The organism is Paenisporosarcina sp. OV554, assembly GCF_003058165.1.
In the GTDB taxonomy this organism is placed as follows: Bacteria; Bacillota; Bacilli; order Bacillales_A; family Planococcaceae; genus Paenisporosarcina.
In genome coordinates, this window is the sequence record NZ_QBUC01000023.1 from 26,518 (window position 1) to 46,099 (window position 19,582).

Annotated in this window: 17 protein-coding genes and 1 pseudogene; 5 read left to right on the plus strand and 13 right to left on the minus strand. The window is 39.6% G+C overall.

The window, feature by feature from the left end:
• Positions 1-177: 177 nt before the first annotated feature.
• Entirely contained in the window at positions 178-2,247 is a 2,070-nt protein-coding gene (gene ptsG / locus C8K15_RS16235; protein WP_108587412.1) for a glucose-specific PTS transporter subunit IIBC, read from the plus strand.
• A 292-nt stretch (positions 2,248-2,539) separates the two neighbouring features.
• Here the strand turns inward: ptsG and C8K15_RS16240 are convergent, their stop codons facing one another.
• The 13 genes and pseudogenes from C8K15_RS16240 to C8K15_RS16300 form a co-directional block, all read right to left on the minus strand.
• Positions 2,540-3,205: a hypothetical protein gene (locus tag C8K15_RS16240; protein WP_108587413.1), complete on the minus strand. Its 666-nt coding sequence runs from the start codon at positions 3,203-3,205 to the stop codon at positions 2,540-2,542.
• 125 nt (positions 3,206-3,330) lie between these two features.
• Positions 3,331-3,411, minus strand: coding sequence for a hypothetical protein (locus C8K15_RS21455; RefSeq protein ID WP_369973773.1), 81 nt, complete (start codon positions 3,409-3,411; stop codon positions 3,331-3,333).
• The gene (locus C8K15_RS16250) at positions 3,408-3,839 is read right to left on the minus strand and encodes a hypothetical protein (protein ID WP_108587415.1); all 432 of its coding nucleotides are present in this window, start codon (positions 3,837-3,839) and stop codon (positions 3,408-3,410) included. The genes C8K15_RS21455 and C8K15_RS16250 overlap by 4 nt, the downstream gene beginning before the upstream one ends.
• Positions 3,840-3,881: 42 nt before the next feature.
• Positions 3,882-4,322 carry a hypothetical protein gene (locus tag C8K15_RS16255; RefSeq protein WP_108587416.1) on the minus strand — a complete coding sequence of 147 codons (441 nt, stop codon included), beginning with the start codon at positions 4,320-4,322 and terminating at the stop codon, positions 3,882-3,884.
• A gap of 207 nt (positions 4,323-4,529) precedes the next feature.
• Positions 4,530-4,715: pseudogene (locus tag C8K15_RS16260) on the minus strand (hypothetical protein); the annotation flags it as partial.
• A 56-nt stretch (positions 4,716-4,771) separates the two neighbouring features.
• A complete protein-coding gene (locus C8K15_RS16265; RefSeq protein WP_108587417.1) occupies positions 4,772-5,005 on the minus strand; it encodes a hypothetical protein in 234 nt (77 codons plus the stop codon).
• Between the two features lie 125 nt (positions 5,006-5,130).
• Complete coding sequence (hydA, locus tag C8K15_RS16270; protein WP_108587418.1) at positions 5,131-6,546, minus strand: dihydropyrimidinase; 1,416 nt, start codon at positions 6,544-6,546, stop codon at positions 5,131-5,133.
• A 37-nt stretch (positions 6,547-6,583) separates the two neighbouring features.
• Positions 6,584-7,849, minus strand: a complete 1,266-nt coding sequence (gene preA / locus C8K15_RS16275; RefSeq protein WP_108587419.1) for an NAD-dependent dihydropyrimidine dehydrogenase subunit PreA — start codon at positions 7,847-7,849, stop codon at positions 6,584-6,586.
• A gap of 48 nt (positions 7,850-7,897) precedes the next feature.
• Positions 7,898-9,271 carry an NAD(P)-dependent oxidoreductase gene (locus tag C8K15_RS16280; RefSeq protein ID WP_108587420.1) on the minus strand — a complete coding sequence of 458 codons (1,374 nt, stop codon included), beginning with the start codon at positions 9,269-9,271 and terminating at the stop codon, positions 7,898-7,900.
• A gap of 236 nt (positions 9,272-9,507) precedes the next feature.
• Positions 9,508-10,398, minus strand: coding sequence for a nitrilase-related carbon-nitrogen hydrolase (locus C8K15_RS16285; RefSeq protein WP_108587421.1), 891 nt, complete (start codon positions 10,396-10,398; stop codon positions 9,508-9,510).
• 205 nt (positions 10,399-10,603) lie between these two features.
• Positions 10,604-11,947 (minus strand): aspartate aminotransferase family protein, encoded by a 1,344-nt coding sequence (locus C8K15_RS16290; protein WP_108587422.1) that lies wholly within the window; start codon positions 11,945-11,947, stop codon positions 10,604-10,606.
• Positions 11,948-11,982: 35 nt separating this feature from the next.
• Positions 11,983-13,446, minus strand: coding sequence for a CoA-acylating methylmalonate-semialdehyde dehydrogenase (locus C8K15_RS16295; protein ID WP_108587423.1), 1,464 nt, complete (start codon positions 13,444-13,446; stop codon positions 11,983-11,985).
• A gap of 681 nt (positions 13,447-14,127) precedes the next feature.
• Positions 14,128-14,835, minus strand: coding sequence for a DNA alkylation repair protein (locus C8K15_RS16300; RefSeq protein WP_108587424.1), 708 nt, complete (start codon positions 14,833-14,835; stop codon positions 14,128-14,130).
• Between the two features lie 198 nt (positions 14,836-15,033).
• Here C8K15_RS16300 and C8K15_RS16305 point away from each other — a divergent pair, with 198 nt between their 5' ends.
• From C8K15_RS16305 to C8K15_RS16320, 4 genes are all read left to right on the plus strand, one after another.
• The gene (locus tag C8K15_RS16305) at positions 15,034-15,732 is read left to right on the plus strand and encodes a response regulator transcription factor (protein WP_108587425.1); all 699 of its coding nucleotides are present in this window, start codon (positions 15,034-15,036) and stop codon (positions 15,730-15,732) included.
• A complete protein-coding gene (locus C8K15_RS16310; RefSeq protein WP_108587426.1) occupies positions 15,722-16,726 on the plus strand; it encodes a sensor histidine kinase in 1,005 nt (334 codons plus the stop codon). Before C8K15_RS16305 ends, C8K15_RS16310 begins: the two co-directional genes overlap by 11 nt.
• Before the next feature lie 106 nt (positions 16,727-16,832).
• On the plus strand, positions 16,833-17,594 hold the full coding sequence (locus tag C8K15_RS16315) for an ABC transporter ATP-binding protein (protein ID WP_108587427.1): 762 nt from the start codon (positions 16,833-16,835) through the stop codon (positions 17,592-17,594).
• Positions 17,584-19,530 (plus strand): ABC transporter permease, encoded by a 1,947-nt coding sequence (locus C8K15_RS16320; RefSeq protein WP_108587428.1) that lies wholly within the window; start codon positions 17,584-17,586, stop codon positions 19,528-19,530. Before C8K15_RS16315 ends, C8K15_RS16320 begins: the two co-directional genes overlap by 11 nt.
• The last annotated feature ends 52 nt before the right edge of the window (positions 19,531-19,582 follow it).

Below are 19,582 nucleotides of genomic sequence, written 5' to 3' on the forward strand. Positions count from 1 at the left end.
CGATCAGGCATGAGTATGAAAAGATTCTTGGTTAAATCCGAGGGGAACTTATCCCCTTTTTTAACCTTATCTTTTCTACTCATGCCTTTTTATTTTTGGATTGTTCATTACTTGTTTCAGCTAATCAGAAGAATCTATTTACTACATCTTTTATCTAATTAAAAAGGAGGAAATTCCATGTCTACTAAATCTGTTAAGTCTACTAATTTATTTGGCGTTATGCAAAAGGTCGGAAAAGCGTTGATGCTTCCGGTAGCCCTTTTGCCTGCAGCAGGTATTCTGCTTGCATTTGGTACAAGCTTCGCACAGGATTCTTTTATTGAAGCCGTACCATTCATGGGCGCTGACTGGATTCAAAAGTTATTGTTCATTATGGCCCAAGCCGGTGGAGTTGTATTTGATAACTTACCATTGCTGTTTGCTGTTGGGGTGGCAATCGGACTTGCTGGTGGTGACGGTGTAGCGGGTCTCGCAGCCATTATCGGGTACTTAATTATGAATGTAACCATGAAAGCAATTGGCAATATAACGCCAGAGATGGTAACTGAATCCCCTGCTTATGCCACTGTCTTAGGAACTCCCACGCTTCAAACGGGTGTCTTTGGCGGTATTATCGTCGGTGTTTTAGCGGCATTTCTGTACAATAAGTTTAATGATATTAAATTACCGCAGTTTCTTGGATTTTTTGCAGGGAAACGTTTTGTTCCTATTGTTACCGCTTTCTCAGCGGTTTTACTTGGTATCGTGATGTTTATGGTTTGGCCATTCGCTCAAAATGGCTTGAATGCTTTATCACATTTCATGCTGGAAACAAACCGCACACTTGCGGCTTTTGTATTTGGGTTAGTTGAACGTTCGTTAATCCCATTTGGGTTGCACCATATTTTCTATTCACCATTCTGGTTTGAATTTGGATCTTATACAAATGCTGCCGGTGAAATTTTCCGTGGTGACCAACGTATTTTCTTTGCTCAATTGCAAGACGGCACAGAGTTCACAGCTGGTACCTTTATGACAGGTAAATTCCCGTTCATGATGTTCGGTCTTCCTGCAGCAGCACTTGCTATTTATCACACTGCCCGTCCTGAGAAGAAGAAGCTTGTCGGCGGTATCATGGCGTCTGGAGCTCTTACTTCATTCCTAACGGGTATTACTGAACCACTTGAATTCTCTTTCTTGTTTGTAGCACCAGTATTATTCGGTATCCATGCAGTTTTCGCAGGACTATCGTTTATGACGATGCACTTGCTTGACGTTAAAATCGGAATGACCTTCTCCGGTGGTCTAATCGACTTCCTGCTCTTCGGCGTTATGCCAGGCAGAACTGAATGGTTCTGGGTAATCGTTGTAGGACTTGTCTTCTCGGTCATTTACTACTTTGGTTTCCGATTTGCCATCCAGAAGTTCAACTTGATGACACCGGGTCGTGAAGCTGACGAAGCTGACGATGAAAATGGTGAAGTAATCGATGATTTACCTTATGAAATTCTTGAAGCAATGGGTGGAAAAGAAAACATTAACCACCTTGATGCATGTATCACACGTCTACGTGTCAGTGTAAACGACAAAGACAATGTAGATAAAAAGAGATTGAAAAAGCTTGGTGCTTCTGGTGTTATGGAAGTCGGCAACAACATTCAGGCTATTTTCGGACCAGTTTCAGACAGTCTGCGTGGGCAAATGCAAGATATTATGAATGGCAGAGCCCCACTTTCGAAAGAAGATGTACCGAAAACTGTTCAGCAGATCAACGAATCTGAAGATGCATCTATTAACAAGGCTGAACTTGAGTTCAGTAGTCCTCTAACTGGTGAAATCTTACCAATTACTGATGTTCCTGACCAAGTATTCTCGGGCAAAATGGTAGGAGATGGGTTTGCAATCAAACCTACAGATGGAAAAGTCGTTTCACCTGTAAACGGTAAAGTTGTTACTTTATTCCCTACTAAACATGCGATTGGTCTAGTAGCAGATAACGGCATCGAAATCCTTATTCACATCGGGATTGATACCGTTAAGCTTAAAGGTGAAGGATTTACTTCTAAGGTTGAACAAGGCGACCTTGTACAACAAGGCCAAATTTTAATGGAAGTAGATTTGGATTATGTAGAAAAGAACGCTCCATCTATCATCACTCCAATCGTATTTACGAATTTGGAAGCAGGACAAGTTGTGACAATCAAGCAGTCCGGCATGGTTAATGCCAATGATAAAAACATTGTTGAGATTACCGATGGAAACAGCTGAAATAAGTAATTTCTAAATTTAAAACCCCGGGTATTAGCGGAGAATTTTCGCAGGTATCCTGGGTTTTTCTGTAAGAAAGAGAGAACTTCATTAACTTTATAAATTAAATGAAATTCTTAAATTCGTTTATTCTTCTCTTTTAAGTGGTGAAATTCTTCTTCATTATCCTTTGTTGTTGAGTACCTTCTTTGAAATACTTCATACTAGAAAAGCAGACCAATGCAACGGGCCAATCTGTTTTCATTATGATAATTACACAAACAATGAGAAATCCTGGCATCATTTCTCCCTGTCATGAGTTGCTATAGACTTTCAGACTTTCTTGTAATTGAGTACTTAATCCTTCCACTCTTCTATATGCTAGCTCTCCCATCTCCAAATCATATTTTAGATTTTTCTTTATTTCTGCCTCAATATGAATTGTGTTCCTATAAGAATATAAGTTAATTAAATCATCTTTCATCTTTTCCTCAATTAAATTTAATTCAAAACAAGCTAGAACTTTTTTTTCGTAGCGGATTTTTGTCCTATCTACACTTTTTCTCTGTTTAAAACATGTAAGTATTTCTTTGCCATCATGTTCTAAATATTTTTGTAATTTTTCTTTTTTAACAATAGGAATAGATATTTCACATAATCTTTCTTGATATAACATGTTTTGCACAACGTCTTCTTTCTCAAAAAAATTATAAAGGACATAATTAATAACCGCTTCTTGAATTGAAACATACATGACTACCTGCGTTTTAATTTGAGCTAATAAAAGCTCATTTTTAGCCTGTAAACCCTCAAAAATTTTATATATTACTCTACTATTTTTAAACTCTACAATTAGTCTGTTTCGTAACTCTACATCTTGGATGAAAGGAAAAAAGTTTTTCTCGTACCATTCCTCCTTTGGTAAATGACCGTACACATATTGTGTTATTTGCACTGTTAATTCTTTTGAAAATGCCATAGTAATCTATCCCCTAAAATTTTCCGTTTTTTTGCAACGCGTTAAATGCAGTAGCAATATTCAAGGCTTTACGTTTCAAACGATATTGTCTTTTATATATTATTGATTAAAGCTTTTTTACTATTTCATAATAAGTTTGAATTTAAGTATTTTCTTACTCCATCAATATCATTTAGTTGCTGCTTTGGAATCACATAAGCACTCATCGCTCCAACATAAAGATATATATAGTCTTCATCTTCTTTATGGTTTTTAAGTCCGCCCAGCTGACTTTCGTTTCACCAAATTGAGAAATCACAATTATTCCTTCTTTTTTCATTATCAAGTGTTGACTCCCTATCATTCCGTTGTTGTCGCCTTCCCTCAACATCTTTTTAACGTTTTGTTTAACGGAATTCTTAAAGTACTCGGGAAAGAAAATCAACCATGGAATACTCATTAATAGAGACATTGTAAGCATTACAATCAATGATGAATCAAAAATAATTGTCATTAGTAAAGACATCGCAATAATAGAAGCTGGAGGTAAATAACGCTGAAATCTTAACGCTTGTACGCCCGTTTTTGAATGTTTAATGTGATACAAGTTAAATTTTATGTAGTCTTCTTCTGTTATGTTGTATTCTATTTCCATTCATTAAGCCCCTTCATCACTTTTAACAACATTATTTAATGTTCACTTGTTAATCGCGGATTCCCTCATTATTTTACTTTTACCACTGGTTATTTCCTCAAAGGAATAATAAGTATGAGATTGCCTATTCCCTTCAATTGGTCGAGGCATGTGTTGAAGATCCTGTTCTTTTATTAATATATAAAACTTATATTCTTCCTTTTCTCCAAATCTAAAGGTATGTTTGCGTTCGTGTATATATCCTAATACTCGTTCTTTAATATCACTGTCCAGATCAATTAACTGTTCTTCAGTATTTTGCGCTTCAGGTTTTATTACTAATTCTTGTTGGACACTGTATAAAGTATCCATTACTCCACCAGTTTTTCGAAATGCGACATACTGAGATTCTTTATATTTTCTTGGATGAGGATGTGCGTGAATCAAATATTTTTTGATGATGTCTAGCGTCTTTGCTGCTGGAATCGAAATTACTTCTTTCATAATGTACATCTCCTTCAAATCTTCTATTGTAATGGGACAGGAAGTATTTATATTTCAATACTTGTAAAAATAGCATAATTATTCACATTCTTTTGTAGTTTCTTGTCGAATAGAAATAATTTGTTTTATGATATTCAAATTAGTACTTTTTCTAAACACAACTAAATAAAAAACGCCCTAGAATCTAAGTTGATTCTAGGACATTTTTTATCTTCTTAATTTCTCAATTCCAACCAAGCAAGCCACTGCTTCACAATGCGTAGTTTGTGGGAACATATCAACAGGTTGAACTTCTTTCGTTTCAAACCCACCATCTTCTAATATCCGTAAATCCCTAGCATGGATAGTTGGGTTACATGATACATACACGATCCGATTCGGTTTTTCATCCATATAATTGATTCAAAAGTAAATTATGAGATTCGTGTAATATTTTTTTCACCACAGTATTATTTCCCTAATTTAATTCGGTCCTTCTGTTGCTCAAAAACAATAGAAGAAAGATATTTTCTTCCATCTGCTGTAGAAAGTATCAAGCTTTTTTTCTCTTCTCGATTTGCTGGTTTTTCAAATTCAACAAATTCCCCATCGAGAGATTCTGTGACTTTACTAATCTCATATCCTTCGTACAGGTATAAATCAATTTTTTCCTTCTCTAAAGCAAATTCTTTAAACGAACTCATAAACTAACCTCCTGAGTCATTACTTTTTTATAAATGAATATGAGCAATAGGAAGTAAATCAGGGGATTTTAAAGACCATTGTTTACCTTAAAAACACCTGATTTTCATGTGTATTGCTGCTGTGATTATCGTGAAGCTTCTAATTTTGTGGGATTAGAAGGCTGTACATGCTTACCACGTCTTAAATATTGTCCTTTGCCTCGTTCGCCAACGAATTGCTTGTCCCGAATGACAAATTCTCCACGACATAGAACAGAAACAGGCTCACCTGTCACTCTCATCCCTTCAAAGGCATTATAATCAACGGCCATATGATGACTATTAACTGAAATGGTACGTTCTTTTTCCGGATCGAAAATAACGATATCTGCATCACTTCCAACTGCAATCGTTCCTTTTTGGGGAAATAATCCGAATAACTTTGCTGAACGAGTCGAGACAATATCCACAAACTCGTTGAGATTAATTCTTCCTTTTTTTACTCCTTCTGAAAAAAGCACACTAAACCGGTCTTCAATGAAAGGGCCACCATTTGGAATTTTGGTAAAATCTCCTTTCCCCAAGTCCTTTTGTCCTTGAAAATCAAAAGAACATTGATCAGAACCAAGTGTTTGAAGTTGACCACTTTTTAATGCGTTCCATAATACTTCTTGATGTTTCTTTTCTCGTAAAGGTGGAGACCAAACGTATTTTGCCCCTTCAAAATCAGGTTTTTCAAGAGCCGATTGATCCAGAACAAGGTATTGAGGACAAGTTTCCCCATACACAGTAAATCCTTTGTTTCTCGCTTCTGCAATTTTCTCAACCGCTTCTGCACAAGTGACATGCACGACATACAACTGGGATTCGGCTAAACCTGCTAATAAACATGCTCTTCCGGTTGCTTCCCCTTCGATTTCTGATGGTCTCGTCAACGCATGATAGATTGGATCAGTGTTTCCAGCCGCTAACGCTTCTTTTGTTAAAAAGTCTATGACATCTCCGTTTTCAGCATGAACCATTACGAGTGCTCCATGTTTTTTTGCCATTACAAGTGTTCGAAACAAAGTCTCATCGTCTGCCTGTAGAACATTCTTGTAAGCCATAAACACTTTAAAAGACGTGATGCCTTCTTCCTCGATGACTTGAGGGATTTCATCTAAAACGCTATCATTGATTTCTCCAATCATTAAGTGAAATCCATAATCAATCACTGCCTTATCTTTGGATTTCGCGTGCCAAGTTTGAATCGCGTTCTTGAGCGGCTCACCTTTATTTGTTAAACAGAAATCAATGATTGTTGTTGTTCCACCGAAAGCAGCGGCAATTGTACCTGACTCGAAATCATCTTTGCTCACCGTTCCTCCAAATGGCATTTCTAGATGAGTATGTGGATCAATCCCACCAGGGAATAGATAACACCCTTTTGCATCAATAACTTCCATTCCAGCACTTGGCAAATCGAAGCCGATCGCTGTGACCTTTCCGTTATCAATAAGAACATCCGCACTAAACGTATCTGTTGCCGTGACAATCGTTCCATTTTTAATCATTTTTTTCATAACAATTCTCCTTTCTCAATTTAGAAAACAGATGTTGTTATCCTCTTAAACTAGCTAATGCATGTTGACGCTCATTCCAAGTCATAGCTATTTTTTCGCGTGGAAGCTCTATCATACTGATTGCTCCTTCTTCAGGGCATACGATGGCACATAGATTGCATCCAACGCAATCCGCTTCGCGGACTTTAAGATATTTGTTTCCTTTTGGATCTGTTAGCATATCGATACATTGATGTGCTGTATCTTCACAAGCAATGTGGCATTTGTTGCAATTGATGCAAATATCCGTATTAATCTTTGCTACTGTTTGATAATTTAAGTCTAGATTTCCCCAATCGGAGTACTTTTCTACCGATTTCCCAATAAGTTCAGTAACCGATAGGATTCCCTTTTCATCGAGGTAGTTATTGAGTCCATCAATCATGTCTTCGACAATACTAAATCCATGGTGCATGGCAGCTGTACAAACTTGAACACCCGTAGCACCCATCAACATGAATTCAACCGCATCTCGCCAATTTGAAATGCCTCCGATACCTGATAATGGAATATTAATATTTGCGTTTCTTGCACATTCCGCTACCATATTTAGCGCTATCGGTTTAACTGCTGGTCCACAATAGCCACCATGAGCCCCTTTTCCTGCAACGTGTGGGATTGTATTCCACGTATCGAGATCTACTCCCGCTAGGCTATTTATTGTATTGATCATACTAATAGCGTCTGCTCCACCTCTTACAGCTGCTTTTGCTGTCATCGTTATATCCGTAATGTTTGGTGTTAGTTTCACAATGACTGGAGTCTTAGCTACTTCTTTCACCCACATTGTTTGCGACTCAACGAGATCCGGCTGCTGACCTGAAGCTGATCCCATCCCACGTTCTGCCATCCCGTGAGGACATCCGAAGTTCAACTCAAGACCGTCAACCCCTACGTCTTCTACTCGCTTAACAATTTCATGCCATTTTTCTCTGCTAGGTTCAACCATTAAAGAGGCAATGATCGCATGATTCGGAAATCGTTTTTTCGTTTCATAAATTTCTTTTAAATTCACTTCAAGTGGACGATCTGTAATCAGTTCAATGTTGTTAAAACCGACCACTTTTTTTCCATTAAAACTAATTGCCGCAAACCTTGAAGAGGTATTAATGATCGGTTCACCTAGGGTTTTCCAAACCGCTCCACCCCAGCCTGCTTCAAACGCACGTTGAACTTGATACCCTGAGTTAGTTGGTGGTGCCGAGGCCAGCCAAAATGGATTCGGCGACTCGATCCCCGCAAGATTAATCCTTAAATCCGCCATCTGAATTCCTCCTAAGCAAATGATAGTAAAAACTACATCTTCTATTAATTATGCGGTTTCGATAATAGAATTTTTTAATTGTTGATGAATAGCATATGCCGCTTTTTTTCCATGTTGAGCAGCTGAAACCACCATTGCTTCTCCTTGCCCTTCACCAAATATGACATCTCCTACTGCATAAACTTTTGGATTGGACGTTTGATACGTTTCGAGATTAATTTTCACGACTCCCTTGTGTTGTTCGAGTCCAAATGCATCTATTAATTCTAGGTATCTCGTTTGACCAATCGCTTTAATGACCGCATCAACTTCTAAAATGAATTCAGAGCCTTCAATAGGAACTGGTCGTCGACGACCATCAATTCCCGGATCACCCAATTTCATTTTGATACATTCCAATTGTCTTATTTGACCAATGCTGTCCCCTATCAAACGAGTTGGAGCAGTTAGCCATCTGAATTCAACGTTATCTTGCTTAGCAAATTCAAACTCAAACTCATAAGCTGTCATTTCTTTTTGGGAACGACGATATAGAATTTTCACATTTTCCGCGCCTAAACGAACGGAGCAAGTTGCAGCATCGATCGCGGTATTCCCCGCGCCAATTACAACTACACGTTTGCCAATTAACTCGTCTGTTATTTCTTTTGTTTTTGAATCTTCAACAAACTGAATCGCATCATAAACCCCTTTTAGCTCTTCTCCTTCAATTTGAAGCATAGGTCCTTTGGACATACCAATAGCTAAAATGACAGAATCATACGTTTCAAGAATTTCATTTACAGATATATCTCGTCCTACTGTGATGTTTGTTTTGATTTGAACACCTAATTTTTCTACTTGTTCAACTTCCCATTGAGCCACTTTTTGCGGTAAGCGGAAAGATACGATTCCATACGTATTAAGTCCGCCAGCTTTTGATTTAGCTTCGTAAATCGTGACATCGTAGCCTAAGCGTGCAAGTTCTCGAGCAGCTGACAATCCAGCAGGACCCCCTCCAATTATGCCAACGCTCATTCCATTCTTTTCACCAGCTTTGAATAATATTTGTTCATTTTTAATTGCCCAATCTGTGGCATATCGCTGTAAATCCCCGATCATAATCGGCTTGGTAGAATGGTTTAACACACATGCTCCTTCACAAAGTTCTTCAGTAGGACATACTCGAGCACAACTAGCCCCAATCGGATTTGCCTCCATGATGGTTGTAGCTGATCCTTTTAAATTTCCAGAAGCAATTTTTTTAATGAAGGAAGGAATATTAATCCCTGTTGGACATGCTTGAATGCAAGGTGCATCGTAACAATAGAGACAACGATTGGATTCATCCATTGCCGCTGCTGGTGAAAGACCTGCTTTCACTTCCTCAAAATTCCGATTTAATATAGCCAGAGAAACAAAGGATTTGCTATCATCTCTCATCTTCATACCTCCCAAATAGAGTAATCAATCTATCATCTTTTTGATACGGAGCTAGGCAAGAAAAGCGCAAAGCGCCTCTCTAACTCGACGCCAGAATGATGAAAGGCGAATCGCCTTTCTGACCCCACAAAGGGGCCCGCGAGCTGGCGCTTGGAGCTAGACATAGCTGCACCAAGTTCGAAGGTGTATCTAGTAAAAACATAAACTTTCTTATCTATTAGCAAAATTGATCGGTATTACTTATTAATGCTTGACATTGCTCCATATGTTTCTGGTCGGCGATCTCTGAAAAATTGCCAAGTGTTCCGTACTTCTCTAATCAGTTCCTTGTCCATTTCGCCAATTACAACTTCATCTTGATCTCGGCTACCGATTGACACCATATTTCCTCTTGGATCAACTAAATAGGATTGTCCATAAAATTCCCCTAGATTCCAAGGTGCTTCTGTTCCTACACGGTTAATTGCCCCTACATAATAACCATTGGCAACTGCATGAGCTGGCTGTTCTAGTTTCCATAAATATTCCGATAGTCCCGCCACAGTCGCTGAAGGATTGAATACAATTTCAGCGCCATTCAAACCTAATAGTCTTGCACCTTCTGGGAAATGGCGGTCATAACAAATATATACGCCAACTTTTGCAAACTGCGTATCAAAGACGGGATAACCCAAATTCCCTGGCTTAAAGTAATATTTCTCCCAGAATCCATTACCGTCATTCCCAACGTTGACTTGTGGAATATGATGTTTGCGGTATTTGCCTAGAAAGGATCCATCCGCATCAATGACCGCTGCTGTGTTGTAGTAAGTGGCAATACCTTCTTGTTCATAAATTGGTAAAATAATAACCACACCTAATTCTTTAGCTAGAGCCTGGAATCGAATCGTCGTCGGTCCGTTTGGAACTTCTTCTGCTGCTTCGTACCATTTCGGATTTTGTTCTGTACAAAAATATGGTCCATAAAATATTTCCTGCAGACAAATAATTTGAGCACCTTTAGCTGCAGCATCTCTTACTAATTGGATATGCTTTTCTATCCCTTTTTCTTTATGAAGCTTAACAGGTTCATTTCCATGAACATCGTTGGATGCTTGAATCAAACCGATTTTTACTTTATTAGTCATATAAAAAATCCCCTTTTTCAATTTTAGAATGATAAGAAAAAATTCATTTTGTTGTTAAACGGATAAGGCATCGAAGAATAAAATCTTTACTTTAGAAGAAACCATGATGAAGTATCTAAGAGGAAATAACAGAAAGCCTTAATCGTTCTCCGACTAAGGCTAAAATAAGGAAGATTACTAGTATAAATAGATAAATAAACGAACTTTATAGTGAAAGTATGGCTTCCTTAAACGTTTTAACAAGGAATGTAAAATCATCTTCAGTCATGCTCATCGGTGGAGCTAAAGTAAGAACATTGTTATATCCCTCTACGGTATCACCATTTTTTCCGATAATAAGTCCTTTTGCTTTGCACGCATAAATCACTTCATTCACTTTTTTCAGCTCTAGTGGTTTTTTCGAATCTTTATCCTCTACTAACTCCACTCCGACTAATAATCCCTTACCACGGATATCCCCCACATTAGGATGATTATATAGTTCATCTAATTCACTTAATAAACGACTCCCAAGTCGACTTGATTGTTCAATCAGGTTTTCTCGTTCAATGATTTCTAAGTTTTTAAGGGCTACAGCACACGCAGCAGGATTTCCTCCAAAAGTATTTACATGGCGGAAATGATCATAGTCATCTGTCCCTTTAAACGCTTCGTAGATTTCACGTTTCACAGCCGTTGCAGACAAGGGAAGATAGGAGCTTGTTAGACCTTTTGCCATTGTAATAATGTCTGGCTTGACATCGTAATTCATAAAACCAAAAGGCTTACCAGTACGACCAAATCCACAAATGACTTCATCGCAAATTAGTAAGGCTCCGTTTTCTTCACAAATGCTTTTCACTTGCTTCATATAATCATCATCTGGAATAAGAACACCACCACCTGTAATGATCGGTTCCATGATAACGGCAGCAATGGTGTTGGATAGTTCCCATTTCATCATACGATCAATTTCTTCTGCACATGCTTTGCTAAATGATTTTGCCGTATGATACTCAGGAAAGCGATAGCTGTCGGGTGGAGTGACATGTAAGAACCCTTGTCCCAAAGGTTCATATTTGTATTTCCGCTGAGCCTGACCTGTCGCTGACAGCGCTGCCATTGAGCTCCCGTGATACGAACGATAACGTGAAATGATCTTATATCGTCCATGGTCCCCTTTTTGTTGATGATACTGTCTCGCAATTTTAAACGCTGCTTCATTCGCTTCTGAACCACTATTTGAAAAGAAAATAACGTACTCATCGCCTAACCATTCGTTTAACTTTTCCCCTAATTTAATTGCAGGAAGATGGCTTTGTGTTAAAGGGTAATAAGGCAATTCTTGAAGCTGTTCGTATGCAGCCTCCGCTAATTCTTTTCTTCCATAGCCAACGTTCACTGACCATAACCCAGACATTCCATCGAAATACCTGTTCCCAGCTGTATCCGTAATCCATGCACCTTCGCCAGATTTTACAACCATTGTAGAAGGATTATATTTTTTCATCGAGTGCCAAAGGTATTTTTCATCTTTTTCTTCTAACTGATTCTTTTGTTCCGTTTTCATACTAACAACTCCTTTCAAATAAGACAGAAACCTTTTTACATAAAGCGAGATGTTATCACTTTTTTACGAGTAAAGAATTGAACACCGTCTTTTCCATTTGCATGCAAATCTCCGTAAAAAGAATCCTTTGCTCCTGAAAAAGGAAAGAATGCCATTGGAGCCGGCACGCCTACATTGACACCGAGCATACCTGGTTCTGCATCTTCACGGAATTGGCGCACTGCCTTTGCATCCTGTGTATAAATGGTTGCTGAGTTTCCAAACTTTGATTTATTAACAATCTCAAGTGCCTCGTCTAAATCTTTTGCGTGAAGAATACTTAAAACTGGAGCAAACAGTTCTTCTCTAGCAATCATCATTTCAGGGGTCACTTTGTCAAAAATAGTTGCTCCAAGGAATGTGCCATCTGGATGGTCACCCATTTCAAGTCTTCCATCACGAACAAGAGTTGCTCCTTCTTCTACCGCTTGCTCAATTAAACCAACTATCTTTTCACGATGAGAATGACGAATAACAGGTGTGAGCAGGACTTCTTCATCCATCCCATAACCTACTTTCATTTCATCTGCTTTTTGTTTTAGAGCATTCACAAATGTTTCTTGATGTCCAACTAATACAACGGCACTACATGCCATACATCGTTGACCAGCACTTCCAAAAGAGGAACTTAGAACATTTTGAACGGCTTTTTCTAAATCCGTATCAGGCATGACAATATGATGGTTTTTCGCCCCGGATAGAGCTTGGACTCTTTTCCCTTGTGAGGCTGATTTTTCATATACATACTTGGCAACAGGTTGAGAACCAACAAATGAAATTGCCTTTACATCTAGATTTTCAATTAATTCATTTACAACATCATGAGTTCCATGAACAATGTTAAATACACCATCTGGAAGACCAGCTTCCGCTAACAATTCTGCGAGTTTGTTTGCTAGGATCGGGGTGCGTTCCGATGGCTTTAATACAAATGTATTTCCACATGCAATTGCGAGTGGGAACATCCAACAAGGAACCATCATCGGAAAATTAAACGGAGTAATCCCACCTACTACCCCCAAAGGGTAACGATACATTTCCGAATCGATTTCTTCTGAAATACTACATAGTGTTTCACCCATCATTAATGTTGGTGCACCTGAAGCAAATTCCACACATTCAATACCACGGAGTACTTCCCCATGTGCTTCTTTGTAGCTTTTCCCATTTTCCATTACAAGTAAATTTGCTAATTCTTCATGGTTATCATTTAATAATTGCTGATATTTAAATAAAATACGAGCACGTTTTGGTACTGGAACCTTCCGCCAAGTCATAAAGGCTGATTTGGCAGCTTGGACAGCTTGTTCCACATCTTCTTTCGTTGACACAGGCACTGTTGCTAACAATTCTCCTGTTGCTGGGTTTGGAACATCTAAGTACTCTGTTGCTAATGAATCGACCCATTGTCCATTCACAAAGTTTTTCAAAGCTACAATTCTATTGGTCAAAACCGTCATTTATATTACCTCCCAAGTCTATTGATATAATATTCAGACTACAACGGCATTATACCTTTCCAACTACTAGACACACTGATAATTATTCGTCCCTGCGTTAGGTGCAATTGTGCGAGTTCTAGTTTTAAAATTCCATGCAAAAGGAGCCCCCAGTAATCGTCCGAATGATTGGGGGTTTCTAAATTTGTATGCAATTTTAGTGAATGATTTGAATTTTTCTCAACACAGGGGCATGAAAATAGAATGGATAAATTCTATCTTCCCTCTGTTAGAAACAATGCATGACAATTCCAGTTGTTGAATATCCATAGACAAGTTACCCCAGAGCAAAAAACAAAGTTATCGCTGGAAATTATGAAGGGAAGATGGTTTTGCAAATGTTTGGTACCGTCTCTATCTGTACTGGTTTTGGTAAAACTTTTGATTTAAATAAAAATACAGTTGATACATATGAAGTGGCAGATGAGTCTAGTAGCAACTGAAATTTTTAGCCAAACACTTCTTTAATAATCTTTAATAAAAAAGCTCAAGCCATTTTTGGCTTGAGTTTTAAAACTAAATTAATAATAATTTCTATCCTAAAAAATTCTATAACACTAATTTCTCAATTCCAACCAAGCCACAACGTTTTACTCTAAGAATCCATAGATTATAATACACCCCAATTTTGCGAGGCTGATTTTAACATCTTACATGCTTACGTTTAAAACCAAGCTTTCCTTTATCGACTTCTTTTTGAATACTTTCGTAAGCATTTAGAAAACTGTTTTTTTTCTTGTCCCGTTTGATTTCTACTCTTCCTATTGCCTTTGCGGTATCGACTGCCTTTTCATGAAGCGGCAAATATGAAATACCCACGGTGTATAGAAAATTATTCATAGCGGATTTCGTTCGTTCTGGTGAATCATGAATCGTTTTTTTCACAAGATCAAGCAAATTGGAAATCTTGCTTTCTGAAAATTCAACGTCTAGTCGATTCCCTAAAAGCCAACAGTAGCAACTAAAGCCCGCTGACATTCTTAGCTCTTCACCGCTTGCGATCCATTTATCAGCAACCTCTTGTGCAATATCTGACTCTGATAAAGTTACGGCAACTACAAAATCGGACAGCATATAAAAATACGCAGCATCCATCCAACGATCATAATCCGACTCAGTCATGGCTTTTGGGTCTGCAATAATGCCTGCAAAGTACATTGCATCGTAGTTCCCAGTGGAATAAAGCTCTTCAGCTAAAGGTTGACTTATTTTTATTTTCTTTGCGATTGGTTTCATAGCGCCTGTAGCCGCGCCAAAAAGCGGCTCATGTGCACCATTGGATATGTACATTTTTTTAGTTCGTTCCTTGCCAAGGGCTTCAAGCTCCTGCATAACCATTTCTAAATTCATCGTTTTAGCACTTCCTTCTTTTTAGAGTTTTTCCCCTAATATTAACATCATATAAGAAGTTAATAAATTATCTTATCAAATCACAAACGAAGTCTCTTTCCCAAAATACACTCCTATATCTGAACCTTAATATGATTAGCAACCTGACAGAATTTACTATACACTTTATGTAATACTAAAGGCTGTGTGGTGATTCTCTTGTTCAAATTGTTGTTGATTGAAGATGATACTTCCTTGTTTGACGAAATCCAGGACAGGCTTTCACAGTGGTCCTACGAAGTTTTCGGCATCCCTGATTTCAGTAATGTCATGGAGGAATTCATTTCCGTAAAGCCAGATCTGGTCATCATTGATATTCAATTGCCCAAATTCGATGGGTTTCATTGGTGTCGGTTGATCCGGGCGCATTCAAATGTTCCGATTATCTTTTTATCCTCCCGCGACCATCCGACGGACATGGTCATGTCCATGCAACTTGGTGCGGATGATTTTATTCAAAAGCCTTTTCATTTTGAGGTTCTCATCGCGAAAATCCAGGCAATACTTCGCCGTGCCTATAACTATAATGCCGATCCAGTAAGCCTACGGACGTGGTGCGGTGCCGCGCTTGATTTCGAAAAGAATACGGTTTCTAATGATTTGGGATCAATCGAGCTTACCAAAAATGAAAGCTTTATTCTGCAGCTTCTCATCGAGCAGAAGAACAAGATTGTCAGTAGGGACCAGTTGATGAACAGCCTCTGGGACGACAAACGATTTATCGGCGACAATACGTTGACGGTCAATGTTAACCGATTGCGCAAACGCCTTGATGAATTGGGACTTGGGGTTTACATACAAACGAAAGTGGGACTTGGTTACATGGCGTTAGAAGAGGTAGAGAACTATGATTCGTAACTTTTTGATTGAACGGCTTAGCTGGATCCTCCTGTTCATCTCGCTGCAGATCCTATCCCTGTTCATAGCATATATTGACGTCACCATCCCTCTTGGTTCCATGCTTTATGTCTCGTTTTTGTCGCTCGTGTTCTTTTCCATCTTTCTCGTCATTCGATACTACAGGGAGACGAGATTTTACAGAAGTCTTGAAGATTGGGAAAGTAGCCTCGATCTTTCGGAAGTCGCTGAACCGGCCAGCCCTTTTGAAACAATTGTGGAGCGCAGCCTCACGGAACAGACCTCCTTGCTGAAGCAGGAATTGTCGGTGAACCGGATCCATTTGGAGCAGGAAAAAGATGATCTCCTCTCCTGGATCCACGAGGTGAAGACTCCATTGACCGCCATGCAATTAATGATTGGGCGCATCGAAAACGGCTCGCTGAAAGCCCAGTTGAACCATGAGTGGCTACGGATTCATCTTCTTCTAGACCAGCAGCTCCACCAAAAACGGCTGGAGGTCATCGAGAACGACCTATATATTGAGCATATTGATCTTGAATCCATCGTTTTCAACGAAATCAAGACTGTGCAATCCTGGTGCATCCAAAAAGGAATCGGTTTTGATATCCAGCTTGGGACAACGGACGTACTAAGTGATGCCAAGTGGCTGTCCTTCATTATCCGTCAGTTGTTGACCAATGCCATCAAATACAGTCAAGCCACTGACATCTTGATTCGAAGCTACAATAAAGAAGGACAGTTCTGTCTGGAAGTGAATGATACGGGAAGAGGAATCGATCCTAAAGACCTTCCTAGGATTTTTGACAAAGGATTCACGTCCACTGCCAATCACAGAGAACAGGCATCAACAGGCATCGGCCTTTATCTAGCTAAAAAAGCAGCTCTCCCCCTTTTCATTAAAATTGATGTCCGTTCCATTCTTGGGCAAGGGACGACTGCCACTTTATATTTCCCGAAACAAAATGAATTTGTGAACTTACAGGGCATGTGACAAAAGTGTCACATGCTTTTGCCTTTTGTTCGGGCAATCGCAGGATTACTACGCCATTCCTTTTTATAATGAAATCAATACAGCAAATCAAAAGGAGTACGGGCAAATGAACATTTTGGAAGCAACCAAAATCCACAAAAGCTATGGTAACAAGGTAAATAGACAGGAAGTTTTGAAAGGCATAGACATCAGCATTCAAAAAGGAGAATTCGTCAGCATCATGGGCGCATCGGGATCGGGCAAGACTACTTTGCTCAATGTCCTATCCACCATCGATCATGTAAGCCAAGGCACCATTACGATTAATGGCAGCGAAATGACTACGATGAAAGAGAAGCAACTAGCAGAATTCCGTAAAAATCACCTAGGGTTCATTTTCCAGGAATACAATCTGCTGGACACTCTAACAGTCAAAGAAAATATCCTATTGCCGCTATCAATCACTAAAATGCCGAAACAGGAAGCTGAAGACAAATTTAAGGCATTGACCCAAGACCTCGGCATTCTTGATATTGCACATAAATACCCGAACGAAATATCAGGCGGTCAAAAACAACGGACATCTGCTGCCCGGGCTTTCATCCATGAACCAAGCATCATTTTTGCGGATGAGCCGACCGGTGCACTAGACTCAAAATCCGCTTCCGACCTATTGAACAAGCTGAGTGAATTGAACCGCCAGCGCCAGTCAACGATCGCGATGGTGACACATGATCCCACAGCGGCCAGTTTCTGCAGCCGAGTGATCTTCATCAAGGATGGCCAGGTGTATACTCAACTGCATAAAGGCGAGCAATCCAGACGGTCGTTCTTCGACGATATCATCAAGACGCAAGGAGTCCTAGGGGGCGTGCAAAATGAACATTAATATCCTCATTTTTCGCAACCTGAAAAAGAACCTCAAAAATTATTACCTGTATGTATTTGCGCTCGTTTTCAGTGTTGCACTGTATTTCTCATTCGTCACGCTTCAATATGATCCGGCGATGGATGCAACGAAAGGCACAGTCAAAGGCGGCGCCTCCATACGGGCAGCCTCCTTCCTGCTAATTGGGATCGTCACAATCTTCGTGTTGTATGCCAATACGATTTTCATTAAGCGTCGAAGCCGGGAAATTGGCTTGTTCCAATTGATTGGCATGAACAAAGCGAAAATATTCCGTATTCTGAGCATCGAGAACCTCATCCTTTATTTCAGCTCAATCGTAATGGGTATCTTCATCGGGTTTTCATTTTCTAAATTGGCCTTAATGATTTTATTTAAAGTGACAGCAGTGGATACAGCGGCTAACCTCGAGTTTTCAATGCAGGCATTCATTCAGACATTGATTGTCTTCATTGGAGTTTTTCTTTTGATTCTTGTGATGAATTATCTGTTCATCCGAAAACAAAGCATTCTATCCTTATTCACTTTGACTTCTTCCACGGAAAGCAATGTAAAGAAAACATCCAAGTTGGAAATAGGCATCGGCATTGCTGGAATACTCTTGATTGTTTCAGGCTACTTTGTATCATCCAGATTGTTCGATGGTGATTTCTCAGGGATGATAGGGTTGCTCATTGCCATGGGCTACACGCTTGCTTCAGTCATTATCGGGACCTATCTGTTCTATAAAGGCTCGGTCAGTTTTATCGCCAATTTGATCCGCAAGAAAAAAGATGGCCATTTGGCTGTACATGAGGTTTTATCCCTCTCTTCAATCCAATTCCGATTGAAGTCGAACGCTTTGCTGCTAACGATTATCACGGCAGTTTCAGCACTGGCAATCGGCTTGCTGTGCTTGAGCTATATCTCTTACTATTCCGCAGAAAAGACGGCAACGGATTATTCCCCCGCTGACTTTTCGCTGACAGATACAGCTGCTGCTGATAAATTTAAACAGTCGCTGGAGACGGAAGGCATCAAGTACCATGAAACCTTGATTGATGTCATCAAAGTGAAAATCAATGCATCGGACATTATGGAGACGGAATTGCCGGAGCTTGAGAAGAATGCAGCTGAAATGGAGATTCCTGTCGTCAGCGACAGCAGTGTCAAAAACATTGATGTCACTGCGGATGAAACGGTCTTCACCGGGACCAGCAATTTGCTCCAGCGGATTATCGAAATAAAAGACTCAGGGAATATCGAGCTGATCGGCAAAACAGAACGTATCCCACAGAAGTTCATAGGGCTTGAGAAGGACTTCGTCGTCTCCTGGTACTTCACGGATGGCGGACTCCCAATCGCTGTAGTTGATGAGACTGTATTTGAGCGATTGAAAAATGATGTAGATCCAGTTATCCAAAAAGAATCCATGCTTTATATCGGCATCGACGTAGCCGACGAAAAGGAGATTGTTCGTGCGAATGAACTGTTTGCGGAAAACGGATTGAGTGGCAACGATGCTTACGATTCCCGCCTGGATATCAGCAACAAGCAGAAAAATACGATGGGCCTTGCCATGTTCATTGTTGGATTCCTTGGGCTCACTTTCCTGATTACCTCCGGATGCATCCTGTACTTCAAGCAGATGGGCGAGAGTGATGAAGAAAAACCGAACTATACCATTCTGCGAAAGCTTGGTTTTACGCAAGGCGATTTGCTTAAAGGAATTCGCTTGAAACAGCTGTTCAATTTCGGCATTCCTTTAATCGTCGGACTTTGCCACAGCTACTTCGCCGTCAAATCGGGATGGTTCCTATTCGGGACCGAGCTATGGGCACCAATGTTCATCGTCATGGGCATCTACACAGCACTTTATTCGATTTTCGGATTATTGTCGGTTCTGTACTCCAAGAAAGTCATCAAGCAGGCTCTTTAATAGATCGGGAAAGGCTCCAGTGATTTTCTTGCTGGGGCCTTTTTACGGAATG